Annotated in this window: 22 protein-coding genes; 14 read left to right on the top strand and 8 right to left on the bottom strand. The window is 69.5% G+C overall.

What is annotated here, in order from left to right; all coding sequences use genetic code 11:
- The first annotated feature begins 190 nt into the window (after positions 1 to 190).
- From tkt to GOARA_RS06215, 9 genes are all read left to right on the top strand, one after another.
- The gene (gene tkt / locus GOARA_RS06255; RefSeq protein WP_007321487.1) at positions 191 to 2,278 is read left to right on the top strand and encodes a transketolase; all 2,088 of its coding nucleotides are present in this window, start codon (positions 191 to 193) and stop codon (positions 2,276 to 2,278) included.
- Between the two features lie 44 nt (positions 2,279 to 2,322).
- The gene (gene tal / locus GOARA_RS06250; protein WP_007321486.1) at positions 2,323 to 3,438 is read left to right on the top strand and encodes a transaldolase; all 1,116 of its coding nucleotides are present in this window, start codon (positions 2,323 to 2,325) and stop codon (positions 3,436 to 3,438) included.
- 5 nt (positions 3,439 to 3,443) lie between these two features.
- Positions 3,444 to 4,988 carry a glucose-6-phosphate dehydrogenase gene (zwf, locus tag GOARA_RS06245; RefSeq protein ID WP_007321485.1) on the top strand — a complete coding sequence of 515 codons (1,545 nt, stop codon included), beginning with the start codon at positions 3,444 to 3,446 and terminating at the stop codon, positions 4,986 to 4,988.
- 28 nt (positions 4,989 to 5,016) lie between these two features.
- On the top strand, positions 5,017 to 5,925 hold the full coding sequence (locus GOARA_RS06240; protein ID WP_007321484.1) for a glucose-6-phosphate dehydrogenase assembly protein OpcA: 909 nt from the start codon (positions 5,017 to 5,019) through the stop codon (positions 5,923 to 5,925).
- A gap of 5 nt (positions 5,926 to 5,930) precedes the next feature.
- Complete coding sequence (gene pgl, locus GOARA_RS06235; RefSeq protein ID WP_007321483.1) at positions 5,931 to 6,671, top strand: 6-phosphogluconolactonase; 741 nt, start codon at positions 5,931 to 5,933, stop codon at positions 6,669 to 6,671.
- Between the two features lie 94 nt (positions 6,672 to 6,765).
- Complete coding sequence (locus GOARA_RS06230; protein WP_007321482.1) at positions 6,766 to 8,409, top strand: long-chain fatty acid--CoA ligase; 1,644 nt, start codon at positions 6,766 to 6,768, stop codon at positions 8,407 to 8,409.
- A 174-nt stretch (positions 8,410 to 8,583) separates the two neighbouring features.
- Entirely contained in the window at positions 8,584 to 8,793 is a 210-nt protein-coding gene (locus GOARA_RS06225) for a heavy-metal-associated domain-containing protein (protein ID WP_007321481.1), read from the top strand.
- Between the two features lie 18 nt (positions 8,794 to 8,811).
- Positions 8,812 to 9,777: a DUF8832 domain-containing protein gene (locus tag GOARA_RS06220; RefSeq protein WP_007321480.1), complete on the top strand. Its 966-nt coding sequence runs from the start codon at positions 8,812 to 8,814 to the stop codon at positions 9,775 to 9,777.
- A gap of 19 nt (positions 9,778 to 9,796) precedes the next feature.
- Positions 9,797 to 12,049: a heavy metal translocating P-type ATPase gene (locus GOARA_RS06215; RefSeq protein ID WP_007321479.1), complete on the top strand. Its 2,253-nt coding sequence runs from the start codon at positions 9,797 to 9,799 to the stop codon at positions 12,047 to 12,049.
- Here GOARA_RS06215 and GOARA_RS06210 read toward each other — a convergent pair.
- The 4 genes from GOARA_RS06210 to GOARA_RS06195 all read right to left on the bottom strand — a co-directional run bounded on the left by GOARA_RS06210 (position 12,039) and on the right by GOARA_RS06195 (position 16,065).
- A complete protein-coding gene (locus GOARA_RS06210; RefSeq protein WP_007321478.1) occupies positions 12,039 to 13,148 on the bottom strand; it encodes an LLM class flavin-dependent oxidoreductase in 1,110 nt (369 codons plus the stop codon). The two genes, GOARA_RS06215 and GOARA_RS06210, sit on opposite strands and share 11 nt — an antisense overlap.
- 72 nt (positions 13,149 to 13,220) lie before the next feature.
- On the bottom strand, positions 13,221 to 14,105 hold the full coding sequence (locus tag GOARA_RS06205; RefSeq protein WP_007321477.1) for a DUF4097 family beta strand repeat-containing protein: 885 nt from the start codon (positions 14,103 to 14,105) through the stop codon (positions 13,221 to 13,223).
- Positions 14,106 to 14,137: 32 nt separating this feature from the next.
- Entirely contained in the window at positions 14,138 to 14,782 is a 645-nt protein-coding gene (locus GOARA_RS06200) for a response regulator transcription factor (RefSeq protein ID WP_007321476.1), read from the bottom strand.
- A complete protein-coding gene (locus GOARA_RS06195) occupies positions 14,770 to 16,065 on the bottom strand; it encodes a sensor histidine kinase (RefSeq protein ID WP_007321475.1) in 1,296 nt (431 codons plus the stop codon). The genes GOARA_RS06200 and GOARA_RS06195 overlap by 13 nt, the downstream gene beginning before the upstream one ends.
- A gap of 99 nt (positions 16,066 to 16,164) precedes the next feature.
- Here GOARA_RS06195 and GOARA_RS06190 point away from each other — a divergent pair, with 99 nt between their 5' ends.
- Positions 16,165 to 17,058 (top strand): LLM class flavin-dependent oxidoreductase, encoded by an 894-nt coding sequence (locus GOARA_RS06190; RefSeq protein WP_170265542.1) that lies wholly within the window; start codon positions 16,165 to 16,167, stop codon positions 17,056 to 17,058.
- 456 nt (positions 17,059 to 17,514) lie between these two features.
- On the opposite strand, the gene GOARA_RS06185 is transcribed toward GOARA_RS06190, so the two are convergent.
- Positions 17,515 to 18,288 (bottom strand): VOC family protein, encoded by a 774-nt coding sequence (locus tag GOARA_RS06185; RefSeq protein WP_007321473.1) that lies wholly within the window; start codon positions 18,286 to 18,288, stop codon positions 17,515 to 17,517.
- Positions 18,285 to 18,941 (bottom strand): PaaI family thioesterase, encoded by a 657-nt coding sequence (locus GOARA_RS06180; protein ID WP_007321472.1) that lies wholly within the window; start codon positions 18,939 to 18,941, stop codon positions 18,285 to 18,287. Before GOARA_RS06180 ends, GOARA_RS06185 begins: the two co-directional genes overlap by 4 nt.
- 145 nt (positions 18,942 to 19,086) lie before the next feature.
- On the opposite strand from GOARA_RS06180, the gene GOARA_RS06175 reads away from it, so the two are divergent.
- Positions 19,087 to 19,917 carry a crotonase/enoyl-CoA hydratase family protein gene (locus GOARA_RS06175; RefSeq protein WP_007321471.1) on the top strand — a complete coding sequence of 277 codons (831 nt, stop codon included), beginning with the start codon at positions 19,087 to 19,089 and terminating at the stop codon, positions 19,915 to 19,917.
- 12 nt (positions 19,918 to 19,929) lie between these two features.
- Entirely contained in the window at positions 19,930 to 20,883 is a 954-nt protein-coding gene (locus GOARA_RS06170) for an N-acetylglucosamine kinase (RefSeq protein WP_007321470.1), read from the top strand.
- A 56-nt stretch (positions 20,884 to 20,939) separates the two neighbouring features.
- Here the strand turns inward: GOARA_RS06170 and htpG are convergent, their stop codons facing one another.
- Positions 20,940 to 22,898 (bottom strand): molecular chaperone HtpG, encoded by a 1,959-nt coding sequence (htpG, locus tag GOARA_RS06165; RefSeq protein WP_007321469.1) that lies wholly within the window; start codon positions 22,896 to 22,898, stop codon positions 20,940 to 20,942.
- Positions 22,899 to 23,020: 122 nt separating this feature from the next.
- Between htpG and GOARA_RS06160 the strand changes: the two genes are divergently transcribed.
- Together GOARA_RS06160 and GOARA_RS06155 are read left to right on the top strand one after the other, a co-directional pair.
- Positions 23,021 to 23,683, top strand: coding sequence for a DUF4189 domain-containing protein (locus tag GOARA_RS06160; RefSeq protein WP_007321468.1), 663 nt, complete (start codon positions 23,021 to 23,023; stop codon positions 23,681 to 23,683).
- 4 nt (positions 23,684 to 23,687) lie between these two features.
- Entirely contained in the window at positions 23,688 to 24,461 is a 774-nt protein-coding gene (locus tag GOARA_RS06155) for a PIG-L family deacetylase (RefSeq protein WP_007321467.1), read from the top strand.
- Here the strand turns inward: GOARA_RS06155 and GOARA_RS06150 are convergent.
- Complete coding sequence (locus GOARA_RS06150) at positions 24,354 to 25,679, bottom strand: MFS transporter (protein ID WP_245548367.1); 1,326 nt, start codon at positions 25,677 to 25,679, stop codon at positions 24,354 to 24,356. The two genes, GOARA_RS06155 and GOARA_RS06150, sit on opposite strands and share 108 nt — an antisense overlap.
- Between the last annotated feature and the right edge of the window lie 47 nt (positions 25,680 to 25,726).

The raw sequence follows: 25,726 nt of genomic DNA, 5'->3' as shown, positions 1-25,726 counted from the left end.
GGGGCTTCGACCTACCCCGTGCCCGCACTACTACGAAGTGTAGACCCGGGGTCCACACCGCCAGACCCCGGCCATGCCCGTCGACGGCCAGACACGAGGCTCGACTCATGAACCCGCAGGCCTCCGACTAGGCTGGAGCAGACACGTACTTTCCTACCCCATCACTTCCATTCCAGGAGAACGCACCACCGTGGTCCACATCGACGAGATCGCCAAGCTGACCCAGCCCGCCCATCCCGATGACTGGACCGACCTGGACACCAAGGCGGTGGACACGGCTCGTCTGCTGGCCGCCGACGCGGTGCAGAAGTGCGGCAGCGGTCATCCGGGTACCGCGATGAGCCTGGCACCGTTGGCCTACACCCTGTTCCAGCGGGTGCTGCGCCACGATCCGGCCGATCCCGAATGGGTCGGCCGCGACCGGTTCATCCTGTCGTGCGGTCATTCCAGCCTCACCCTGTACGTGCAGCTCTACCTGGCCGGATTCGGTCTCGAGCTCGACGATCTCAAGGCGCTGCGGACCTGGGACTCGTTGACGCCCGGCCATCCGGAGTACCGGCACACCAAGGGCGTGGAGATCACCACCGGCCCGCTCGGCCAGGGCCTGGCGTCGGCGGTGGGTATGAGCATGGCCTCGCGCTACGAGCGCGGCCTGTTCGATCCCGACGCCGCGGCGGGCGCCAGCCCGTTCGACCACTTCATCTACGTGATCGCCTCCGACGGCGACATCGAGGAAGGCGTGACCAGCGAGGCTAGCTCGCTGGCGGGCACGCAGCAGTTGGGCAACCTGATCGTCTTCTACGACGAGAACCAGATCTCGATCGAGGACGACACCGACATCGCCTTGTCGGAGGATGTCGCCGAGCGCTACCGGGCCTACGGCTGGCACGTCCAGACCGTCGACGGCGGCGAGAACGTCGTGGGCATCGAGGCGGCGATCGCCGAGGCCAAGGCGGTGACCGACAAGCCGTCGCTCATCTGCCTGCGGACCGTCATCGGGTATCCGGCTCCGACGAAGATGAACACCGGTGCCGCGCACGGCGCCGCGCTGGGCGCCGATGAGATCAAGGCGACCAAGGAGATCCTCGGCTTCGACCCCGAGGCCGACTTCGCCGTCGCCGACGACGTCATCGCCCACACCCGCGGGCTGCGGGAGCGGGCCGCCACCGCGCGCGCCGAATGGACATCGGCGTTCGACGCGTGGGCGGCGGGGTCACCCGACCGCAAGGCGTTGTTCGACCGGCTGACGGCCCACGAGCTGCCCGACGGCTGGCGCGACGCGTTGCCGAGCTGGGAGGCCGGCGACTCGGTCGCGACGCGTAGCGCCTCGGGCAAGGTGCTCGGCGCGCTGGGCCCGGTGCTGCCCGAGCTGTGGGGCGGTTCGGCCGACTTGGCCGGGTCGAACAACACCACGATCGCCGGGGCAAAGTCCTTCGGCCCGGCGTCGATATCGACGTCGACGTGGACCGCCGACCCGTACGGCCGGACCCTGCACTTCGGCATCCGCGAGCATGCGATGGGCGCAATCCTTTCCGGCATCGTGCTGCACGGCCCGACCCGCGCCTACGGCGGTACCTTCCTGCAGTTCGCCGACTACATGCGCCCCGCGGTGCGGCTGGCTGCGCTGATGGAGATCGACCCGATCTACGTCTGGACCCATGATTCGATCGGTCTCGGCGAGGACGGTCCGACCCATCAGCCGATCGAGCATCTCGCCGCGTTGCGTGCGATTCCCCACCTCGACGTGGTCCGGCCCGCCGACGCCAACGAGACCGCCCACGCCTGGGCGCACGTCCTCACCCGCCGCAACAACCCGGCCGGACTGGCCCTGACCCGACAGAACGTGCCCGTCCTCGACGGCACGTCGGCCGAAGGCGTCGCCGCCGGCGGTTACGTACTCGTCGATGCCGACGGCGAAGTACCCGACGTCGTCCTCATCGGCACCGGGTCGGAGGTCCAGCTGGCCGTGGCGGCGCGCGAGGCTCTCGCCGAGCAGGGCGTCGACGCGCGTGTCGTGTCGATGCCGTGCGTGGAATGGTTCGACGCCCAGCCCCAGGAGTACCGGGATTCGGTGCTGCCGCCGCAGGTCCGGGCTCGTGTGGCGGTCGAGGCCGGTATCGCGATGCCGTGGTACCGGTTCGTCGGCGACGCGGGCGAGATCGTCTCCATCGAGCACTACGGCGCCTCGGCGGCCTACCAGGTGCTCTACGAGAAGTTCGGCGTGACCGCCGAGGCCGTGGCCGACGCGGCGCGGCGCTCCATCGCCAACACGAAGTAGTCACCAGACCGCAGTACCGCGATATCGAAAGAGGAGTCACCGAAATGACCACCAACGAGCGGTTGGCCCAACTCAGCGAGGCCGGAGTATCCGTCTGGCTCGACGACCTGTCGCGCGACCTGCTGCGCAGCGGCCGGCTCGCCGAGCTGATCGCGACCAGGTCGGTCGTCGGTGTCACCACCAACCCGTCGATCTTCCAGGCCGCACTCTCGGCCGGCGACAGCTACGACGAGCAGGTCGCCAAACTCGCCGCCTCCGGCGCCGACGTCGACGCCGCGATCCGCACGATCACCACCGACGACGTGCGCGACGCGTGCGACGTGTTCGCACCGGTATTCGTCGAGTCCGACGGCGTCGACGGCCGCGTCTCGATCGAGGTCGACCCGCGGCTGGCCCACGACACCGACGGCACCGTCGCCCAGGCGATCGAGCTGTGGCAGGAAGTCGACCGCCCGAACCTGCTGATCAAGATCCCCGCGACCAAGGCCGGGCTGCCCGCCATCACCCGCGTCCTGGCCGAGGGCATCAGCGTCAACGTCACCCTGATCTTCTCGGTGCAGCGCTACGCCGAGGTGATCGAGGCCTTCCTCGACGGCCTCGGCGCCGCGCTGGCCGCCGGACGCGACATCGCCGACCTCCACTCGGTGGCCTCGTTCTTCGTCTCCCGGGTCGACACCGAGATCGACAAGCGTCTCGACGCGATCGGCACCGACGAGGCACTCGCACTGCGCGGCAAGGCCGCACTGGCCAACGCGCGCCTGGCCTACGCGCGCTACCAGGACGTGTTCACCAAAGAGGTGCGGTTCCCCGACCTTGCCGCCCACGGCGCGCGCCCCCAGCGCGCACTATGGGCCTCCACCGGGACCAAGAACGCCGACTACCCCGACACCCTCTACGTCTCCGAACTCGTCGCCCCCGACACCGTCAACACCATGCCGGGCAAGACGATGGAAGCGTTCGCCGACCACGGCTGGGTCAACGAATCGTCCATCATCGGGCAAGAAGCCGACGCTCGCGAGGTGATGGAGCGCGTCGCCGCCGCCGGCGTCGACCTCGACGATGTGTTCGCCCAGCTCGAAGACGAAGGCGTCACGAAGTTCATCGACTCCTGGACCGACCTGCTGGCCGCGACCGGCGACCAGCTCAGCGCCAAGGCCTAGACACGGTGGCATCGTCGCGCGCCGCCCGCCGCCACCACAATCCGCTGCGCGACGAGCGCGACAAGCGGCTGCCCCGGATCGCCGGACCGTGCAGCATGGTGATCTTCGGCGTCACCGGCGACCTGGCGCGGCGCAAGCTGATGCCGGCCATCTACGACCTCGCCAATCGGGGCCTGCTGCCCACCGGGTTCGCCCTCGTCGGGTTCGCGCGGCGCGAATGGGCCGACGAGGATTTCGCCCAGGTCGTGCACGACGCGGTTCGCGCGCACTCCCGGACGCCGTTCCGCGAGGACGTGTGGCACGAACTCGCCAAGGGCTTCCGCTTCGTCCAGGGAACATTCGACGACGACGACGCCTTCGACCGCTTGTCGGCGACGCTCACCGCCCTCGACGAGGAGCGCGGCACCGACGGGAACCACGCCTTCTACCTGTCGATCCCGCCGGACTCCTTCCCGGTCGTCTGCGATCAGCTCAAGCGCTCCGAACTCGCCCAGCCGCGCGACGGCCGGTGGCGGCGCGTGGTCATCGAGAAGCCCTTCGGCCACGACCTCGCCAGCGCCCGCAAGCTCAACGCGGTGGTCAACAGCGTCTTCCCCGAGCAGTCGGTCTTCCGCATCGACCACTATCTCGGCAAGGAGACGGTCCAGAACATCCTGGCGCTGCGCTTCGCCAACCAGCTGTTCGACCCCGTGTGGAGCGCCCACTACATCGATCACGTCCAGATCACCATGGCCGAGGACATCGGGCTGGGCGGGCGAGCCGGCTACTACGACGGCATCGGCGCCGCCCGCGACGTGATCCAGAATCATCTGCTGCAGTTGCTGGCGCTGGTCGCCATGGAGGAACCGGTGTCGTTCGCGCCAGCGGAACTGCAGGCGGAGAAGATCAAGGTGCTCTCCGCGACGCGCAACATCCTGCCGTTGGAGGAGAACTCCGCCCGCGGACAGTACGGTCCCGGCTGGCAGGGCAACGAGTCGGTGTGCGGGCTCCTCGACGAGGAGGGCTTCGCGAAGGACTCGACCACCGAGACGTATGCCGCCATCGCACTCGAAGTCGATACCCGGCGCTGGGCGGGCGTGCCGTTCTACCTGCGCACGGGCAAGCGGCTGGGCCGCCGCGTCACCGAGATCGCGCTGGTGTTCAAACGCGCGCCGCATCTGCCGTTCGACTCGACGATGACCGCGGAACTCGGGCAGAACGCCCTGGTGATCCGCGTGCAGCCGGACGAGGGGGTGACCTTGCGGTTCGGTTCGAAGGTTCCCGGCTCCTCGATGGAGGTGCGCGACGTGAACATGGACTTCAGCTACGGCGAGGCGTTCACCGAATCCTCGCCAGAGGCCTACGAGCGGCTCATCCTCGACGTCCTGCTCGGCGAGCCGTCGCTGTTCCCGGTCAACGACGAGGTGGAACTCTCCTGGGAGATCCTCGACCCGGTGCTGCGGGCGTGGGCGAAGAAGGGCCGGCCGGAGACCTACGAATCGGGAACCTGGGGTCCCGCCAGCGCCGACGAGATGCTGTCGCGCACCGGCCGGAGCTGGAGACGGCCGTGAGAGAGTCGACCACTAGGAACGTGACGCCATGATCAAGACGCTGTCGGACACGTCGACGACCGAGGTCTCCAAGCAACTGGTGCGCATGCGCGACAGCGGCGGCGAGCTGGCCCTCGGCCGGGTGCTGACGCTGATCGTAAAGACCGAGCCGGGAGACGACACCGAGGCGGCCATCGCGGCCGCCAACGAAGCCAGCCGCGAGCACCCGTGCCGCGTGATCGTGGCCTCCGCGGCCGACCGGGGCAAGGCGGCCCGTCTGGACGCGGAGATCCGCGTCGGCGGCGATGCCGGTGCGTCCGAGGTCGTGGTCCTGCGCCTGTTCGGTCAGCTGGGCGCACACGCGCACGCGGTGGTCACACCGTTCCTGCTCCCCGACACCCCGGTGGTCACCTGGTGGCCGGGTACGGCGCCGAAGAACCCGGCGAAGGACCGGTTGGGGGCGCTCGCCGGGCGACGGATCCTCGACGGCACGAACCGCTTCGACGCGCAGGGCATCCTCGCCCAGCGGCTGCGCAGCTACTCCCCCGGCGACACCGACATCGCGTGGGCGCAGATCACGCCGTGGCGGGCCCTGCTCGCCGCCGCCTTCGACCGGGTGCCAGCCCGCAAGCCCGCCCAGGTCCGCGTCAGCGGCCCCGGCCCGTCGGTGGGGCTCGACCTGCTGGCCGGGTGGCTCGCCGAATGCCTCCGGGTCCCCACCGAGCGCCTCACCGGAGATCTGGGGGTCGAGATCGATTGCGCCGACGGCCTGCTCTCGCTGACGGCCGACGGCCGCGACACCCTGGTGCGCGACCCGGGACGACCCGATGCACGGACGCCGTGGCGCGAACGCACGACAGGCGAATGCCTGGCCGAGGAACTCCGGCGCCTCGATCCGGACGAGACCTACGCCCGTGCGCTGCACGGCACCAAACGACTCCTGCACACCACGAGGTGACGACCATGCCATCAACGCCCCGCACCGACATTCACCCGTCGTCGGCGGAACTCGTCGAAGCGGCCGCCGACCGTCTCATCGCGGTCATCGCCGACGCCCAGCGCGAGCGCGGCATCGCCCGGGTCGTGCTCACCGGTGGCAGCAACGGCATCGCACTCCTGGAACTGCTGTCCGGGCGCACCGACGAGATCGACTTCCCCGCCCTGCACCTGTACTTCGGCGACGATCGCTTCGTGCCCGCCGACGATCCCGACCGCAATGTCGGACAGGCGCGCTCGGCGTTGCTCGACGATCCGGATGCGGCCGGCGCGCGGATCTTCGAGATGGCGGCCAGCGACGGCGAATACGGCGACGACATCGAGGCGGCGGCCGCGGCCTACGGTGCGATCGTCGACGCGCTCGAACCCCGCGAGGACGGCGCCGTCTTCGACGTCCATCTCCTCGGTATGGGCGGCGAGGGTCATATCAACTCGCTGTTCCCGCACACACCGGCCGTCGCCGAGCGGTCCGCATCGGTGGTGGCGGTGACGGATTCGCCGAAGCCGCCGCCGCGGCGGATCACCCTGACCCTGCCCGCGGTCAACTCTTCGCGGCACGTGTGGTTCCTCGTCGCGGGGGCCGACAAGGCCGACGCGGTGGCTGCCGGCGTACACGGCGCTGACGCTGCTGATTGGCCGTGCGCCGGGGCGCACGGGCGGGTCAGCACCGTGTGGTTTCTCGACGAGAAGGCGGCCTCGAAACTCTGACGGCGTGCCAGCTCGGGCGCACTACAGGGTTGCCATCCGCAGCACCGCCACGGCGTTGTAAGTTGGGTCACACCACGACTAGGAGGCATTTTCTGTGATCGCATCGACCATGCAGACCGGTGAGTTGACCATCGCCCGATTGGTGGAGTACAGCCGGCGGACCTACCCGGAGACCGGGGTGACGACGTGGACCGGCTCGGAACTGCGGTCGATGTCGTTCCCCGAACTCGGTGACCGCAGCGCCCAGCTGGCACACGCGCTGGCCAAGCTCGGCGTCGGGCGCGGAGACCGGGTCGCCACCTTCATGTGGAACAACAACGAGCACCAGGTGGTCTACGGCGCCGTGCCCGCGATGGGTGCCGTCCTGCACACCCTCAACCTGCGCCTTTCGCCGGAGCAGGCCGTCTACATCATCAAGCATGCCGACGACAAGGTCATCATCGTCGATGCCTCGATCGCACCGATGCTGGCCCAGTACGTGAAGGCCACGCCGAACGTGCAGCACGTGATCGTCGCCAACGGCCCGGCGAGCGCTTTCGAGGCGCCCGACGGGATCACCGTGCACTCCTTCGACGAGCTGGTCGCCGACGAGCCGACCACCTACGAATGGCCGGAGCTCGACGAGAAGGACCCGGCGGTGATGTGTTACACCTCGGGCACCACCGGCGACCCGAAGGGCGTCGTCTACAGCCACCGCAGCATCTGGCTGCACTCCATGCAGGTCTGCTCCACCTCCGGCATGGGCCTGGGCAACAGCGACTCCGTGCTCGCGATCGTCCCGATGTTCCACGTGATGTCCTGGGGCCTGCCCTACGCCGCGATGATGGCCGGTCTCACGCTGGTCATGCCCGACCGCTTCCTGCAGCCCGAGCCGCTGCTCGCGATCATGGCCGCGGCCAAGCCGACGTTCGCCGCGGCTGTGCCGACGATCTGGCAGGGCGTCGCCGCGCAGCTCGCCGTCTCGCCACAGGACATCAGCCACCTGCGCGAGGTCGTGGTGGGCGGCGCCGCGGTGCCGCCGTCGATGATCAAGCAGTTCGACGAGTTCGGCGCGCCGATCACTCACGCGTGGGGCATGACCGAGACGTCTCCGCTCGGCTCGGTGTCGCGAGCGCCGTTCGGTGTCGACGACGACGAGAAGGCCTTCGCCTACCGCGTGACCCAGGGCCGCTTCCCCGCCTCCGTCGAGGCACGACTGATCGACGACGACGGCAACGAGGTCGCCTGGGACGGTGAGTCGGCGGGCGAGCTGGAGGTCCGCGGCCCGTGGATCACGGGCGCCTACTACTCGCCGGACGGCCCGGCGGTCGATCCGGACAAGTTCCACGACGGCTGGTTGCGCACCGGTGACGTGGCGTCGATCAGCCCGGACGGCTACATGACGATCGTCGACCGCACCAAGGACCTGATCAAGACCGGCGGCGAGTGGATCTCCTCGGTCGAGCTGGAGAACACGATCATGTCCAATCCGGTGGTCACCGAGGCCGCCGTCGTCGCGGTGCCCGACGAGAAATGGGATGAGCGGCCGTTCGTGCTGGCGGTCGTGGCCGAGGAGGCCAACGCCGATCCCGCCAAGCTGCGCGCCCACCTGGCCGACCTCGTTCCCCGGTGGCAGCTGCCCGAACGCTGGGCCTTCGTCTCCGAGGTGCCCAAGACGTCGGTCGGCAAGTTCGACAAGAAGCGCATTCGCGCCGAGTACGCCGACAACGCGTACGACGTTCTCGAAATCCGCGACTGACTCGCGCCGTTTCGCACACCGTGCCCGGACCCGCTCGTCGGGTCCGGGCACGGTCGTTTCGCGACGGTGGCGCAGGACACGCCAAAGCAGCCTTGATCTATACCCCCCAGGGGTATAGCCTCGGTGTCATTCAGCCCGTCCGGGACGGGATAGTCGATTACCGAGGGAGTCATCATGAGCGTCGCCGAGTACCGAGTCACCGGAATGACCTGCGGCCACTGCGAGATGTCCGTGCGCGAGGAGGTCAGCGAGATCCCCGGCGTGACCGCCGTCGACGTCAGCGCGAAGACCGGCGAGTTGAAGGTCACCGCGGACGGCGCCGTCGACGACGCCACCGTGCTCGCCGCCGTCACCGAGGCCGGCTACTCAGCCACGCCCGCCTGAACGCGAGAGTTGGACACGATGAAAGCCCCCGTACGCCTCAGCCTGTTCGCCGCCGGTCTGGTCGCGGTCTTCGCGGCCGCGCTACTCGTCGGTCGCTACGTCGTCCCCGACCAAAGCGGGCAGTCCGCCGACCGCGGCGACCACGGCCACTCCGCCGGCGAACAGGACGCTCGCGACGGCGCGCATGACGGACATGACGACGACCACGGCGCGGTGGCCGGGACGAGTCGCACCGCCGACGGCTACGCGCTCGCCGGCTTGAGCGGGCCCGGTCGGGCCGGCGAACAAGGCCCGCTCCGGTTCACGATCAACGACGCCGACGGCAAAGCGCTCACCGAGTTCACCCCGGCCCACGAGAAAGAGCTCCACCTGATCGTGGTGCGCAGCGACGGTCAGCACTTCGCCCACGTGCATCCGCAGCGCGACGCGGCCGGAGCGTGGACCACGCCGTGGCGGGCCCCCGCGGCCGGCACCTACCGCGTGTTCGCCGATTTCGTCCCCGGCGACCGCGACGGCGACGACCCCGTCGTGCTGTCCAGCGACCTCGAAGTCGGCGGCGACTTCGCACCCGTCGCGGCCCAGCCGGGCCGGACGAGCACCGTAGACGGGTTCACCGCCACGCTCGAGGGCACCCTGAAGGCGAACGCGGCCCAGACGTTGACCATCCGCGTGACCCACGGCGGCGAGCACCCCGTCGCCCTCCAGCCGTATCTGGGCGCCCGCGGGCACCTCGTCGCGCTGCGAAGCGGGGATCTCGCCTACACCCACGTGCATCCGCTGGACGGCGAGCACGACGCGGGCTCAACGGGGCATGACGATCACGGCGACGGTCACGCGGGCCACGGCGGATCGGCGCACGGCGATGCGGGCACAGTCTCCTTCAGTGCCCAGGCGCCGTCGACCGGGCGCTACCTGCTGTACTTCGATTTCCAGGTGGACGGAGTCGTGCGAACCGCGACCTTCGTCGTCGACACCGAGAACTGATCCGAAAGGAGTCGACGCGATGACCGCGCCCGACACCGAGACCACCACGGTCGACCTGGCGATCGGCGGGATGACCTGCGCATCGTGCGCCAATCGCATCGAGCGCAAGCTCAACAAGCTCGACGGCGTCACCGCCGAGGTCAACTACGCGACGGAGACCGCCCATGTGAGCGCGCCGTCGTCGCTGGATCCGACCGAACTCATCGCCGAAGTCGAGCGCACCGGGTACACCGCGCGGCTGCCCGAACCTCCGCGCGAGGTCGACGGCGAAACGGTCGACCCCGCGGCCCAGGCCGCCGACGACGAGCTGCGCGGCCTGCGCAATCGTCTCATCGGCGCCGTCGTCCTGTCCGTGCCGGTGATCGCGCTGGCCATGGTCCCGTCGTGGCAGTTCACCTACTGGCAGTGGGCGAGCCTGACCCTGGCGGCGCCCGTCGTGGTCTGGGCCGGCTGGCCGTTCCACCGCGCGGCGTGGATCAACCTGCGCCACGGCGCGGCGACCATGGACACCCTCGTGTCCGTCGGGACGATCTCGGCGTTCGTCTGGTCGCTGTACGCCCTGTTCCTCGGGACGGCCGGCGAACCCGGCCTGCGGCATCCGTTCTCATTGTCGATCGCCCGCGGCGACGGCGCGTCGCACATCTACCTCGAAGTCGCCGCCGGCGTCATCATGTTCGTGCTGGCCGGTCGGTACTTCGAGAAGCGTTCCAAGCGGGAGGCCGGCGCGGCATTGCGGGCATTGCTCGACCTGGGCGCCAAGGATGTTGCGGTGCTCCGCGACGGGGCCGAGCACCGCGTGCCGATCGAGGAACTGCGCGTCGGCGACGAGTTCGTGGTGCGCCCCGGCGAGAAGATCGCCACCGACGGCGTCGTCGTCAGCGGCGCGTCGGCGGTCGACGAGTCGATGCTGACCGGCGAATCCGTCCCGGTCGAGGTGGAACCCGAGTCGACGGTGACCGGCGCGACCGTGAACGCGGGCGGCCGACTGATCGTGCGCGCCACGCGCGTGGGCGACGCGACCACCCTGGCGGGAATGGCACGGCTGGTGACGGCCGCCCAGTCGGGCAAAGCCCCGGTCGCACGCCTGGCCGACCGGATCGCTGGAGTCTTCGTTCCGATCGTGATCGCGATCGCCGTCGCCACCCTCGGCGTCTGGCTGGGCGCCGGGGCCGGCGCGACGACCGCCTTCACCGCCGCGGTCGCGGTTCTCATCATCGCGTGCCCGTGCGCGCTGGGACTGGCCACACCGACCGCGCTGCTCGTCGGCACCGGCCGCGGGGCGCAGATGGGCATCCTCATCAAGGGCCCGGAGATTCTGGAATCGACCAGGCGGGTCGACACCATCGTCATGGACAAGACCGGCACCGTCACCACCGGTGAGATGACGCTGGTCGATGTCGTGGCGGCCGATGGCGTGACCCACGACGAGCTGCTGCGGATCGCCGGCTCGGTCGAGAACGCTTCCGAGCACCCGATCGCGGCCGCCATCGCCAAAGGGGCGCGCGACGAGGTGGGCGACTTGCCCTCCCCCGACGAATTCGCCAATCTCGCCGGCAGCGGCGTTCAGGGCGTAGTCGACGGGAAGGCCGTCGTCGTCGGTCGGCCTGCGCTGTTGGCCGACTGGTCGATCGCCCTGCCGGAGTCGCTGACCGAGGCGTTCACCGCTGCCCAGCAGCGCGGTCACACCGTCGTGGCCGTCGGCATCGACGGCAAGCCGGGCGGCCTGCTCGTCGTCGCCGATTCGGTCAAGCCGACCAGCGCCCAGGCGGTCGCCGAGATGAAGGGGCTGGGCCTCACCCCCATCCTGCTCACCGGCGACAACACCGCGGTGGCCCGCACCGTCGCCGACTCGGTGGGCATCGGCGAGGTCGTCGCCGAAGTGATGCCGGCCGACAAGGTCACGGCCATCGCCGACCTGCAGCGGCAGGGCAAGGTCGTCGCGATGGTCGGCGATGGCGTCAACGATGCCGCGGCGCTGGCCCAGGCCGACCTCGGCCTGGCGATGGGCGCGGGAACCGACGTCGCGATCGAAGCGTCCGACATCACCCTGGTCAACGACGATCTGCGCGGTGCCCCGAAGGCGATCAAGCTGTCGCGGGCGACGCTGGGCACCATCAAGACGAACTTGTTCTGGGCGTTCGCCTACAACGTCGCGGCCATCCCGCTGGCCGCACTCAGTCTGCTGAACCCGATGCTCGCGGGCGCGGCGATGGCCTTCTCCAGCATCTTCGTCGTCGGGAACAGCCTGCGACTGCGCCGATTCAAGGGCTGACGGCCGCTTCGCCGAGCAGTTCGCGAACCCGCGGAATCACCCGGGTTCCGTACAGCTCGACGCTGCGCATCAGCTTGCCGTGCGGCATCGGCCCGGTGGCGTACTTCAGGTCGAAGCGGCTGAGCCCAAGGGTCGTCGCGGTGTCGGCGATGCGGCGCGCCACGGTCTCCGGCGAGCCGACGTACTGCGAACCGCCGCGCACCTCGGCGATCAGCTTGTCCTTCGTCGCCGGCGGCCAGCCGCGCTCGCGTCCGATTCGGTCGTTCATGGCACGGTAGTGCGGCCAATACTCGTCGACGGCCTGCTCGTCGGTATCGGCGATGTGACCCGGAGAATGGGCGCCGAGCGGCATCCGCTCGGTTTGGCCGGTCTCGGGCGCGAGATGCACCTGGGCGCGGCGGTACAGGTCGACGTATTGGCCGAAACGCCCGGGCGAACCGCCGATGATCGCCAGCATCATCGGGATCTGATACTTCACCGACCGCACCACCGATTCGGGGCTGCCGCCGACGCCGATCCAGGCGGTGAGCCGGCCCGATTCGGTCTTGGGGAACACGTCCTGGCCGACCAACGCCGGACGATGCCTCCCCGACCACGTCACCGGTTGCTCGTCGCGCAGCTTGGCGAACAGGTCGAGTTTCTCGTCGAACAACATCTCGTAGTCGTCGAGGTCGAAGCCGAACAGCGGGAAGGACTCGGTGAACGATCCGCGTCCGAGGATCACCTCCGCGCGACCGTTGGAAACGGCGTCGAGGGTGGCGAAGCGCTCGTACACCCGAATCGGGTCGTCGGAGCTGAGGACCGTGACCGCGGTGCCCAGGTGTATCCGACTGGTCTTTCCGGCGATCGCCGCCAGGACGATGTCGGGAGCGCTGATCGCGAAGTCGTCGCGGTGGTGCTCCCCCAGACCGATGAAGTCGACCCCGACCTCGTCGGCGAGGACCGCCTCGTCGACGACGTCGCGCAGAACCTCGGCAGCGGTGCGGCGCCGCCCGTCCTCGTCGACGGTCATGTCGCCGAAGGTGTCCAGGCCGAGTTCGATCTCGGGGCCCGCGACGATGGCCGGATCGAAGGAAGCCGTTGCGGCAGGTTCAGTCATGGTCTGCACAACCTCCCCGGCGGCTCGCGAATTCCTGGGCCGACGCGGGCCGGATCAGCAGCCCTCCGACGGCTACCGGCGACCCAGGGAGATGTCGTCGACGACGACCTCCCCGGTGCCCGATCGAGCGGTGACCTCGCTGACCGCGGCCTCCCGGTCATTCGTCTCGGGCACCCGAACCTTCGCCGACACGCCGGACTGCGCCTTGACCAGGTACGGCCCTCGCTCGGGCAAGCCGATCATCACGTTGCCGCTGCGGCTGACGGCTTCGACCGTGCGCGGCGCCGTATCGCGGAAGTCCACGGTGATGTCACCGGACGACGTCGTGGCGCTGAATCGTTCGGCCACCGCGATGGGTTCGCGGGCGATGATCTCGCCGTTGACCGTGTGCGCCTCGATGCTGCGCGCGGCGCCGCGCAGGACGATCGCACCGTCACGCGCGCGGGCCACGAGCTGATCGAGATCGGCCGTGGCGATCACCGCGCCCAGCTGTTGTTCGGTGCGCACCGTCAGCCGTCGCGCCTGTTCGGGCGGCACCGAGACAGTGATCTCGCCGCCGCGCGCCCACTTGAGCGCCGGTGACGGGTTGCCCGCGATGCTGACTCGCGTTTCCGTGCCTTCGGTGTCCACGACGAGCCGGTGCGCGCCGCTCTCACTGGTGTTGACCAGTCGCAGATCGGCGGTGGCCTCCCGGGTCTCGCGCTCCGCGTCGATCCGGATCGCCACCGGCACCTCGCCGGTGTCGACGACGAGCGTGCGCATGGTGGCAGGCAGCGCCTGATGGTCGGCGACCACGCGAACGTGGCTCACCCCCCAGGCGGCGACACCGAGTCCGGTGAGGCCGAGAACAAGCAACAGCGCGGCGGCGATGACCAGCAGCGCACGAAACGCGTTGCGCCCGCCCGAGGTCAGATGCGGTGGCGGATCGGCCGCTGGGGGCGCGGTTAAGGCAGTCACGGTGGAGGTCCTTCCGGGTAGCAGACTTCGGATTAGGTTTCGAGGTAGCGCAGGACCGCCAGCACTCGACGGTTCTCGTTCTCGTCGGGAGCCAGGTCGAGCTTGGCGAAGATCGAGGCGATGTGCTTCTCGGCCGAGCCGACCGAGATGTGCAGCGTGGTCGCGATCGCCGAGTTGGTCTTCCCCTCGGCCATCAACTGCAGGACGTCCTGTTCGCGCGGGGTCAGCTGGTCCAGCGCGCTACGGCGGTGGGAACGAACCAATATCTGTGACACCACCTCTGGGTCGAGCACGGTTCCACCTCCGCCGACGACCTCGACGGCGTCGAGGAACGCCGGGACATCGGCAACCCGGTCTTTCAGCAGATAGCCGAAACCCTTGGTGTCCGAGGCGATGAGGTCCGTCGCGTAGCGCTCCTCGACGTAGTGGGAGAGAATCAACACCGGGGACTCCGGGTTCTGGCTGCGCAGCAGCGCCGCTGCCCGGATGCCCTCGTCGGTGAAGGTCGGCGGCATCCGGACGTCGACGATGGCCAGGTCGGGTCGCTGGTCGTTGACCAGGCGCAGCAGATTGGTGGCGTCGGGCACCCCGGCGACGACCTCGTGTCCGGCGTCGGCCAGGATCCGTTCGATGCCGGCCCGCAACAGCGCGGAGTCTTCGGCGATCACGATGCGCATGGCAGCACCGCCGTGACGATGGTGGAACCGGTGACCGGACTGGTCACGTCGAACGACCCGCCGGCGGCGCGCACCCGTTCGGCGAGACCCCGCAACCCGGTCGCGTTCTCACCGGTGTCGATCGCCGCGCCGCCCTTGCCGTCGTCGAACACCGAGACGTGCAGCAGGTCGGCGCCCTCGTCGAGCCGGACGGTGACCACCGCCTGAGTCGCCTCGGCATGTTTGGCCACGTTGGTCAGTGCCTCGGCGACCACGAAGTAGGCCACCGATTCGATCTCGTCGGGCAGTCGGCGAGGCAGATCGACGTTCAACACCGTTGGCACGCCCGAGGTCTCGGCGCGTTGGGCGACCGACGACAACGCCGCGTCCAGCCCGCGGTCGGCCAAGATGGTCGGCGCTATCCCGCGTACCACGTTGCGTAGCTCGACCAGTGCGCTCTTGGCATCGTCGTGCGCCTCGTCGATCAGCGCCTTGGCGGCAGCCGGATCGGAGTCCAGCTTGGTCTGCGCCAGCCCGATCGTCATCGCCAGCGACACCAGCCGTGGCTGCACGCTATCGTGCAGGTCGCGCTCGATCCGGTGCCGCTCGGTCTGGGCGGAAGACACCGCCCCCTGCCGGGCGTCGGCCAAAGCATGGACCTGGTGTTGCAGCGCCGCCGTCGGCGACGGAGACAGCAGCCAGCGGTCGATCGTCGCGTCGAGCGCCGGCGCGTAGACCAGGAGTGCCACCGCGGCGGCGACCGACACGATCGCGACCAGCCATGCCAGCGGCGGCGGGATGAAACTCAGTCCCGCATCGGCGTCGCTGCGCTGGATGGCCGTGGCGGCGGCCGGACCGAGGAACGCGAAGGCCAGTAAGGCGAGCGCGATGCCGGCGACCACCATGTCGTAGGTCATCCGCAGGTAGTGGTGGGCGACCCCCTTCCAGAACCGGGCGCTGCTGACGTCCAGCCACAGTTGGTGCGCCCACCCCTGGAACCCGGAGTATTGCGACATCCGGCGCGGCGGAACACCGATGCCCATGCCGAACACCGCTTCGCTGCGGAGTCGCTCCACCCACTCGACGCCGCGCATCAGGTAGATGAACACGATGCCGGCGAGCAGGAAACCGACCACCGACGGTATCGACGACACGGCGATGATCAAGATGCCCAGCGGAATCCAGAACCACACCGTGGCGATCGCGGCGGTGGTCAGCATCGATGCGGTGGGCACCACGCCGATCTGCCACCTGTTGGTGCGCTCGCGCTGCGGTGCGGGAAGTACGTCGGTTGCAACAGCCATAGCTCAAACCTAGGCGCCGGGCCCGGCGGGAGACACGGCGTTATCCGGACAACCCGGTGGGGGTTAACCCCCACCGCCGTCCGTGCCAGAATCACAGAGATGCAGGTGGGAATGACATTGCCGGTGATGGAACCGGAGCTGGATGCCGCGACGCTTCGAACCTGGGCGAAGACTGTCGACGAAGGCCCGTTCTCCTCGCTGTGCTGGGGTGAGCGCATCGCCTTCGACAACCCCGACAGTCTGACCCTGCTGGGCGCCGCGTCCGCGTGGACCGACCGCGTGCGGTTGGTCACGACGGTGGTCGTGCCGCAGCTGCACGATCCGGTGATGTGCGCCAAGGCGTTGGCGACCGGCGACCTGCTCGCCGAAGGACGGCTGACGGTCGGGTTCGGTGTCGGTGGCCGGCATGAGGACTACCGTGCCGTCGGGGCGGATCCGACGACCCAGACCATCCGCGGTATGGCCGAACGCGTCGAGATCATGCGCCGGGTCTGGGCCGGCGAGAAGGTCGGCGACGCCGTGCTGCCCGTCGGACCGCCCCCGGCACAATGCGGCGGTCCCCGGTTGCTGGTGGGCACCATGGGCCCCAAGACCGTGCGCAACGCCGCCGGCTGGGCCGACGGACTGGCCGGCACGACGCTCGACCTCGACGCCGCCAAGCAGAACGAACTCTTCGACGTCGCCCGGTCGTCCTGGGCACAGCTCAGCAAGCCGGGCCCGCACCTGGCGACGTCGTTCTGGTTCGCGCTGGGCCCGGCCGAACAGGCCCGCGAGCAGGTGCGCACGCACCTGCTCCGCTATATGAACTGGATTCCCGCCGAGTACGTCGACGCGATGGCGCAGACCACCGGATGGTCGGGCAACGAGGACGAGCTCGCCGAGGTGTTGCGCAGCTTCGCCGCCATCGGCACCGACGAGGTCCATCTGATCCCCACCAGCAGTGACATCGATCAGGTGCGGCGAGTCGCCGAGGTCGTGCGGGACCTCACCTGAACCGCGGCTGGCGACACCGGCTCGCGAGGTCTCGATACGCCGGCACTCGACCCACCGGGTCTCGATACAGCCGCTCCTCCGTCGCGGCCACTCGACCACCATTTGGGTGATCGAGGTTTCGATACGACCGCTCCTCCGTCGCGGCCACTCAACCCACCGGGTCTCGATACGCCGGCTCGCCTTGCGGCTCGCCAGCACTCGACCACCATATGGGTGATCGAGGTTTCGATACGACCGCTCCTCCGTCGCGGCCACTCAACCCACCGGTGCCCGAGGAGCGAAGCGACTCGGGTGTATCGAGATCACCCCGGTCAGCTCCGCAGGCAATCGTCGGTCTCGATACGCCGGCTCGCCTTGCGGCTCGCCGGCACTCGACCACCCAGGGCAACCTCCCTTGGGTGATCGAGTGCCCGAGGAGCGCAGCGACTCGGGTGCATCGAGATCAACCGCGAGCCATCAGGTCTCGTCGTGTCCGATGACGATGGTCGGGAGGATCAGCGCATCGTCGCGGACGGTGAAGACGCGCGTGCCGCGCTTGTGGCCGTTGCGGATCGGGCTGAGATCGGTGCCGGCGCCGGCGAGACGGGCGTGCGACGCGTCGATGTCGGCACTGGTCCACGCCAGGCCCCACAGCGAGATCGCCGGATCGCCCGCCTCGTTCACCAGCACCTCGACGATGGTGCCGGCGCCGCGCAGGAAGAGCTGGTGCACGTCGCCCAGGTTCGGTAGCGACATCCGCTGCTCCAGCCGGAAGTCGAAGCCCAGTACGGCTCCGAACAAGGCCAGTGCGGCATCGCGGGACGGGCTGTTCACCACGACGTGGTCGAGCGCGCCGATCTCCGTCGCGTCCCCCGATGGCAGCCGTGGCAGCGCTGCCGCGTCGACGACCCCTACCGGCAGCCCTTCGACCACGCCGGTACGGGCGTCGCCGATCTGCGCGTCCGGGCGCAGCACGCATGATCGGCGCTCCAGCAGGGTGACGACGGTCGTGTAGACATCGGGGGTCGCCGGGTCGACGAGGTCTCGCACCGGGATCAGGATCCGCGGGCGATCCTCGCCGTCGACCGCGGAAGCCCGGACCACCAGCCGCGTCGAACCGACCTGCCATTGATGTTCCGCGGGCGCCATGGCCGAACCCGGTCCGAACAGACGCGAGTACGCCGCCACCGCGGCCCCGTGATCCGGCGCGGCGAGCGTGACCGCCGCCTGGTGGGCCGTCCAGCCGCTCACCGCTGCTGCCCCAGCTTCTCGGCGAGTTCGCGCACCTCTTTCGGCAGCACGAACACCCCCTCCGCCTCGGCGCACATCCCGTCGCCGGTGAGCACCTGCCCGACGGCGAAGGTCTTGACGCCCTCCACGCGGTCGACGCGCCCCTCGACGCGCAGCGGTCCGAGGCGAGTGCCCTTGCGATACCGGATCGTCAGCGTCCCGGTCATACCGGGAACACCCGCGTGGTCGGCGGCCGCACCCAGAACCTGATCGAGCAACAGCGCGACCACCCCGCCGTGCACGAGCCCGGGCGGTCCCTCGTAGGGCGCGCCGATCTCCGCTTCCGCCCACGCGAGACCGTCGTGGTGATGCACCTTCAGCGGCGGTGCGATGGGATTGCGCAATCCGACCACGGCGTTGCCCCACGACCGGCGCGATCCGTCGGCATTCCATTTCACGCCGAACGGACCGGGCATCCGCCTACGGTTCAGCAAGGCGGTCGCCTCGGTGATCAGCGCCTGCGCCCGTTCGATGTCGGCCGGCTCGGAATCGGTGAGCACGGTCGCGTCGATCAACGACCGGACCGACGACGCCAACGGCCCGAACAGCGCCGCGTCCGCCTCGATCTCCTCCGCCGACTTCCCGTCGGCCTCATGCCCGTCGAACACCGACATCGTGCCTCGCTCTCCCGGCCACCCGGCCCGTTCACTTCTAGAACACGTTACAACCGTGACACCGCCGCCGGTCGATCCGACTCCGAGAATCGCGATGGGCCTCGTCTGCACATCCGCCGGCACGGCCACGGGTAGGTTGTCAGCCATGAGCTATGTGCAGGAATGGAAAGCGTTCGAGGTCGACGTCGCCGACGGGATCGCGGAGGTCACCCTCATCGGTCCGGGCAAGGGCAACGCGATGGGGCCGGACTTCTGGAGCGAACTCGTCCCCCTCTTCGGCGCACTCGACACCGACAAAGAAGTGCGCGCGGTCGTCCTCACCGGGTCGGGCAAGCACTTCTCGTTCGGCCTCGACCTCCCCGCGATGGCCGGCGACTTCGGCAAGGTCCTGGCTGAGGACGCGAAGGCCGGCCCCCGCACCGACTTCCACGACACGATCAAACGCATGCAGGCCGGGATCAACGCGGTGGCCGACTGCCGCAAGCCGGTCATCGCGGCGGTCGCCGGCTGGTGCATCGGTGGCGGCGTCGACCTGATCACGGCGGCCGACGTGCGGTACGCCAGCGCCGACGCGAAGTTCTCGGTACGCGAGGTGCGCGTCGCGATCGTCGCCGACATGGGTTCGCTCGCCCGGCTGGGTTCGATCGTCGGCGACGGTCATCTCCGCGAACTCGCCTTCACCGGCAAGGACATCGACGCCACTCGTGCCGAGCGCATCGGCTTGGTCAACGAGGTCTTCGACGACGCCGAGGCCGTGCTCGCCGGCGCCCGCGCCGCGGCGCGCGAGATCGCCGACCTCCCCCCGCTGGTCGTGCAGGGAACCAAGACGGTGCTCGACCACAGCCGCCGCGCCCAGGTCGAGGACTCCCTGCGCTACGTCGCAGCCTGGAACGCCGCCTTCCTGCCCAGCGAGGATCTCACCGAGGCCATCTCCGCGGTCTTCGAGAAGCGTCCGCCGAAGTTCCAGGGCAAGTAGGGATCCGCACCGATGTCCGACACGACGCCGAACCGACCGAACCGTCCACGCATCGCGATCGACTGCGGCCAGACCGGTGCGCGTGTCCGCATCACCGATCCGGGCAGCGGCGGGCCCGACACCACCGTCGAGCTCGCCGGTGTCCGCACCGATCATCCGGTGGTGCCGCAGGTCGCCGAGATCGCCGAGCACGCCCTCAACGGCCGGAGCCTGCCCGGTGCCGAACTCGCCGCCGGCGTGTCCGGCCTGACGCCCGCGGCGACGCGGCCCGACGAGCTTCTCGTCGCCTGCGCGGTACTCGGCGTCAACCGGGTAGGCCTCGCCCACGACTCGGTTACGTCGTTCCTGGCCGCCAACCGCCTCGAACCGGGCGCCGTCGTGGCCGCGGGCACCGGTGTCGTGACGCTCGGTGTCGGAGCCGACACCGCAAAGGTCGACGGCTGGGGCATGTTCGGCGACGCGGGCAGCGGCTACTGGATCGGCCGCGCCGGTGTCGAAGCAGCGTTGCGGGCCTTCGACGGGCGCGGCCCGGCGACGTCGCTGACCGGGCTGGCCGAAGCGGAGTTCGGACCGCTGGCGGAGATCTACATGATCGTGCAGGGCGATCCGCTGCGAGTGCGGCGGACTGCCGGCTTCGCCAAGGTGGTCGCATCGGCCGCCGACGCCGGCGACGAGGTCGCCCGCAACGTCATCGACGCGGCGGCCGCCGAACTGGCCACTTCCGTCGGTGCCGCGCTGCGCGGCGCCGGATGGCAGGCGGGCGACGCGTGGCGGGTCAGCTGGATGGGCAAAGTGATCACCACCAACCCCCGGCTGCAGTCGCGCTTCCGGGAACTCGTCGCCGAAGCCCACCCCGGAATCAGCACCGCCGACCCCTACGGCATCCCGCTGGACGGGGCGTCACTGCTCCTCGATCTGCCCGGCGGTCACCCGGTCGGCCGCCTCGTCGCGTTCGCCGGCGCCTGAGGCGCGGCCTCGCCTCCCGGCGCCGCTCGATTCGAGACGACGCCGGGCCCTCGACCTCAGCCGTCGAGTTGTGCGGCCAACTGGTCGGCGAGCGTCTTGGCGAACGCGGCCGGATCCGGCAGCTCGCCCCCTTCGGCGAGCAGCGCCAGGCCGTAGAGCAGCTGCGCCGTCGGCCTCAATCCGTCCCGGGCGCCTTCGTCGCCGAACGCCTTGCGCAGACCGGCCACCAACGGGTGCTTCGGGTTGAGTTCCAGCGCCCGCTTGACGTGCGGCACCGGCTGGCCCGACGCGCGGTACAGCTTCTCCAGCTGTGGCGACATCGAGTGCGCTTCGCCGACCAGGCAGGCCGCCGAGTCGGTCAGCCGGCTCGAGATGCGCGCTTCGGTGATGTCGTCGGCCAGCGTCGCGCCGAGCCAGGTGAGCAAATCGGCGAACTCCTCGCTCTGCTTCTCGCGCTCCTTCTCCGCATCCTTCTCGTCCTCGCCGTCGGCGGCGTCAAGATCGACGCTGCCCTTGGCGATCGAGACGAACGGATGGCCGTCGAACTCGGCGACTGTGGTCACCCACATCTCGTCGACCGGGTCGTCGAGGGTGAGCACCTCGATCCCCTTGGCCGCGAATGCCTCCATGTGGGGCGAGTTGCGGATCTGCTGCTGCGATTCGCCCGTCATGTAGTAGATCGCGTCCTGGCCGGCCTTCATCCGCCCCACGTATTCGGCGAGCGACGTCAGGCCCTCGGTCCCGTCGGCGGACGCGTCGGTCGAGGTGAAGACGCTGGCCTTGAGGATCGCGTCCTGGTTGTCGGGGTCGTTGACCAGCCCCTCCTTGAAGACGCGGCCGAAGTTGCCCCAGAACGCGCGGTAGTCGTCGGGCCGCGACGAACGCAGATCGTTCACGGTCGCGATCACCTTCTTGGTGAGCCGGCGGCGGATGGCGCGAATCTGGCGGTCCTGTTGCAGGATCTCGCGCGAGACGTTCAGCGACAGATCGGCCGCGTCGACGACACCGGCGACGAAGCGCAGGTACTCGGGCAGCAGGTCGGCGTCGTCCATGATGAATACGCGCTTGACGTACAGGTGGATGCCGCCGTGGCGCACGGGCGCGAACAGATCGAACGGCGCCTGGCTCGGCAGGAACAGCAGCGCCTCGTACTCGAAGGTGCCCTCGGCCTTCACCGAAACGACCTCCAGCGGAGAGTCCCAGGCGTGGCTGACGTGGCGGTAGAACTCCGCGTACTCCTCATCCGAGACCTCGTCGCGGGGACGTGCCCACAGGGCCTTGCCGGAATTGAGGGTCTGCCACTGCGTCGTCGACTCGCCCGGCTCACCGCCCTCCTCCGCGGGCGGTGCGGGAACCGTGACCTCCATCTTGATCGGCCAGCTGATGAAGTCCGAGTAGCGCTTCACCAGCGCGCGCAGCTCCGCCGGGTCCGCGTAGTCGTGCAGATGGTCCTCGGCGTCGACCGGCTTCAGCGCCAGGGTCACGCTCGTGCCCTGCGACGCGTCGTCGACCGTCTCCAGGGTGTAGGTGCCGTCGCCGCCGGACTCCCACTTCGTACCGGTGGTCTCCCCCGCCTTGCGAGTGACCAGCGTGACCTTGTCGGCCACCATGAACGTCGAGTAGAAGCCGATGCCGAACTGCCCGATCAGCGCGTCGGAGGCGGCGGCGTCCTTCGCCTCGGCCAGCTTCCGGCGCAGTTCCCCGGTTCCCGACCGCGCGAGGGTCCCGATCAGGTCGACGACCTCGTCGCGGGACATGCCGATGCCGTTGTCGGCGACGACCAGGCTCCGCACGTCGCCGTCGGAATGCGGCTCCAAGACGATGCGCAAGTCGTCGGTGTCAACGTCGAGATCCTTGTCGCGCAACGACTCCAGCCGCAGCTTGTCGAGCGCGTCGGAACTGTTCGAGATCAGCTCGCGCAAAAAGCTGTCCTTGTTGGAGTAGACCGAGTGCACCATCAGGTCGAGCAGCTGGCGCGTCTCGGCCTGGAACTCCCTCGTCTCCGCCTGAGCCATGATGTCGAGTCGTCCTTTCTCCCGCCCGGCCGGCGGCCGGGACAAATCACGGTGTGACGACGACAGTGTATTAGCGTCCATCGAATGATCTCGGCGAGGTCGCTCGGCCTATGCTGAGACCCATGACCTACCCGCCGAATGACCCGAATGGGCCCGCCGGCCGGGGCTACCCTCCTCCACCGCCCGGCTACTCCTATCAGCCGCCACCGCCTCAGTACCCGCCTCCCGGGCCGGGCTACCCGCCGCCTCCCGGGCCGCCGAAACCGTCGAACAACGGCACGACGATCGCATTGGTCGTCGGCGGCGTGGTCCTGGCCGCGCTCCTCGTCCTCGGCGTCGCGGTCGTCGGTTTCTTCGCCTACGCCCGCAACGACCACTCTCGCGCGTCGGCGACGACCACCCGGTGGGAGACGCGAACCACCACGCGCACCCCGTGGACGACGACGACCACGCCCTACCGGTACCCGTATACGACGACCCGCACGCGAAACCTCTACGGCGCCATCGCGATATCGCAGGCGAGCGGCCGGATCGGCTGGGCCATCAACGGTGCCACCCGATCGTCCGCCGAGAGCCTCGCCCGCACCAAGTGCGGATCCGGTTGCCAGGTCGTGCTGTGGTTCCGAAACGCCTGCGGCGCCCTGGTCCAGTCGCAGGCGAACCAGGCCTGGGCGTCGGCCTGGGGGGCGACCAAACAGACCGCGATCAACACCGCCAGCGGCAATCTTGCCGGCGGCAGCCCCAAGGTCCTCGTGTCGCAGTGCACCTCCAACGTTGCGGGCTGACGCGATGACGTTGCCGCGCATCCTGTGCGTCCAAGCGCATCCGGACGACGAGACGATCTGGACCGGCGGCACGCTCGCCCGGCACTGCGCCGCGGGCGGGCAGGCCGACGTCCTGACCACCACCTGGGCCGCGGGGCAACCCAGGCACCTCGAACTCGTCGATGCGCTACGACTCCTCGGCCTGCCTCGCGAACCGATCATGCTGGGCTATGCCGACGGCGGGGTCGCGGACTCGTCGGCCGAGCCGCCGTTGGTCGCCGTACCGTTCGACGACTCCGTCGCGGCGCTGACCGCCCACATCCGGGCGTTGCGGCCGGATATCGTGCTCACCACCGACGCGTTCGGCATCTACGGGCACCCCGACCACATCCACACCCACCGCATGGTGCTGGCCGCCGCCGAAGCCGCGGCCGAACCCCACCTGTACCCCGGCGCGGGTCCCGCCTGGCAGGTGTCCTCGCTCTACCTGGTCACGGTCAGCGTGTCGCGCGCTCAACGCGCATGGGAACAGGTCATGGCTTCTCGTGGCGACTCGGGCGCCCGCGACGCCGCCTTCGCGTTCGGATGTCCCGACGAGCGGATCGACGAAGTCGTCGACGTCCGCGCGTTCCTGGATGTGAAATGGCGGGCGCTGCAAGCGCACCGCACCGAGTTCGAGCGCAGCCGCACGCTACGCGCGATCCGGGCCCTGGACGACACCACCAGGACCTCGCTGCTCGGGTGGGAGTGCTACCTGCGACGGGACCTCGTCGGATCCGGTCGCGACCTGGTCGCGTAGGCGGCGCGCGGAACGCAGGCGGACGACGAGGACGACCGCCCCGATCGTCGCGACCTGCAGCACGGCGCCTCCCCACAGTGGCGCCCGCGGACCGAACACCTCGGCGAGCCAGCCCATCAGCGGTGCGCCCACCGGGGTTCCACCCATCATCACCATCGCGTAGAGCGCCATCACCCGGCCGCGCAGCGACGGGGCGCTGCACGTCTGCACGAACATGTTCGTCGCCGTCATCGTCAGCAGTCCGGCGAGCCCGACGACCGGCAGCAACACGAGGTAGGCAGGATACGACGGCATCAGGCCGAGCACACCGAGGAGTGCCGCGAAGACGAGTGCGGCACCGACCACGTACCGCAGCGGGGGTGCGGCCAGCCGGCGGGCGGCGAGCAGCGCCCCGGCCAGCGAGCCGATGCCCATTACCGACCCGGCGAACCCGTAGGACTTCGCACCGAGTCCGAACTCCGCGCTCACCATCACCGCGTTGGTGAGCTGGAAGTTCAGCGCGAAGGTGCCGACGGCGAACCCGACGCCCAGGGCGATCACGAGTTCGGGGCGCGCCGCCACGTAGCGGAATCCCTCGCGGACTTGACCTTTGGCCCGGGCCACCGGGTTCGCCCGCTCCAGGTCGGCCGAGTTCAGCAGCAACAGCGCGGCCAGCATGGCGCCGTAGCTGACGGCGTTCGTCAGGATCGCCCAGCCGCTCCCGAACGCGGCGATGATCAGGCCACCGACACCGGGACCGATGAGCCGCGCGGCGTTGAACGAGGCGCTGTTGAGCCCGATCGCGTTGGTCAGGTTGTCCCGTCCGGCCACCTCGGTCACGAAGGACTGTCTGGCGGGGACGTCGATTGCCGCGCCGATCCCGAAGACGAGGGCGATGAGATAGACGTGCCAGGTCTGCGCGAGCCCGGCGACCGCCAGTACGCCCAGAACCAGAGACGACACCGCCATCCAGGTCTGGGTCACGGCGAGCAGCACGCGCTTGTCCATCCGGTCGGCCAGCAGTCCGCCGGCCGGCGACAGCAGCAGCGCCGGGAGGAACTGCAGGGCGGTCGTGATACCGACGGCCACGGCTGAGCCGTGCGACAGTTCCAGCACCAGCCAGTCCTGGGCGACGCGCTGAATCCACGTGCCGATGTTGGAGATGAGAGCACCGGTGAAATAGACCCGATAGTTGCGGTGCGACAGCGAAGCGAACATCCTCGACTTGCCCACCGTCATTCTTTTCACGCTACCCGTGTGCTCACCGCGCCGGCCGTCGCCGCATG

Origin of the sequence: Gordonia araii NBRC 100433, assembly GCF_000241265.1 — a bacterium.
Taxonomy (GTDB): domain Bacteria; phylum Actinomycetota; class Actinomycetes; order Mycobacteriales; family Mycobacteriaceae; genus Gordonia; species Gordonia araii.
Note: the sequence above shows the minus strand (reverse complement) of the source record. Positions and strands in the feature narration are given on the sequence as shown.

Excerpts from the sequence above, each read along its gene's own strand:
- tal (WP_007321486.1), top strand. The coding sequence starts at position 2,323 with ATGACCACCAACGAGCGGTTGGCCCAACTCAGCGAGGCCGGAGTATCC.
- GOARA_RS06240 (WP_007321484.1), top strand. The coding sequence starts at position 5,017 with ATGATCAAGACGCTGTCGGACACGTCGACGACCGAGGTCTCCAAGCAA.
- pgl (WP_007321483.1), top strand. The coding sequence starts at position 5,931 with ATGCCATCAACGCCCCGCACCGACATTCACCCGTCGTCGGCGGAACTC.
- GOARA_RS06225 (WP_007321481.1), top strand. The coding sequence starts at position 8,584 with ATGAGCGTCGCCGAGTACCGAGTCACCGGAATGACCTGCGGCCACTGC.
- GOARA_RS06220 (WP_007321480.1), top strand. The coding sequence starts at position 8,812 with ATGAAAGCCCCCGTACGCCTCAGCCTGTTCGCCGCCGGTCTGGTCGCG.
- GOARA_RS06215 (WP_007321479.1), top strand. The coding sequence starts at position 9,797 with ATGACCGCGCCCGACACCGAGACCACCACGGTCGACCTGGCGATCGGC.
- GOARA_RS06210 (WP_007321478.1), bottom strand. The coding sequence starts at position 13,148 with ATGACTGAACCTGCCGCAACGGCTTCCTTCGATCCGGCCATCGTCGCG.
- GOARA_RS06200 (WP_007321476.1), bottom strand. The coding sequence starts at position 14,782 with ATGCGCATCGTGATCGCCGAAGACTCCGCGCTGTTGCGGGCCGGCATC.
- GOARA_RS06195 (WP_007321475.1), bottom strand. The coding sequence starts at position 16,065 with ATGGCTGTTGCAACCGACGTACTTCCCGCACCGCAGCGCGAGCGCACC.
- GOARA_RS06190 (WP_170265542.1), top strand. The coding sequence starts at position 16,165 with ATGCAGGTGGGAATGACATTGCCGGTGATGGAACCGGAGCTGGATGCC.
- GOARA_RS06180 (WP_007321472.1), bottom strand. The coding sequence starts at position 18,941 with ATGTCGGTGTTCGACGGGCATGAGGCCGACGGGAAGTCGGCGGAGGAG.
- GOARA_RS06175 (WP_007321471.1), top strand. The coding sequence starts at position 19,087 with ATGAGCTATGTGCAGGAATGGAAAGCGTTCGAGGTCGACGTCGCCGAC.
- GOARA_RS06170 (WP_007321470.1), top strand. The coding sequence starts at position 19,930 with ATGTCCGACACGACGCCGAACCGACCGAACCGTCCACGCATCGCGATC.
- htpG (WP_007321469.1), bottom strand. The coding sequence starts at position 22,898 with ATGGCTCAGGCGGAGACGAGGGAGTTCCAGGCCGAGACGCGCCAGCTG.
- GOARA_RS06160 (WP_007321468.1), top strand. The coding sequence starts at position 23,021 with ATGACCTACCCGCCGAATGACCCGAATGGGCCCGCCGGCCGGGGCTAC.
- GOARA_RS06155 (WP_007321467.1), top strand. The coding sequence starts at position 23,688 with ATGACGTTGCCGCGCATCCTGTGCGTCCAAGCGCATCCGGACGACGAG.
- GOARA_RS06150 (WP_245548367.1), bottom strand. The coding sequence starts at position 25,679 with ATGACGGTGGGCAAGTCGAGGATGTTCGCTTCGCTGTCGCACCGCAAC.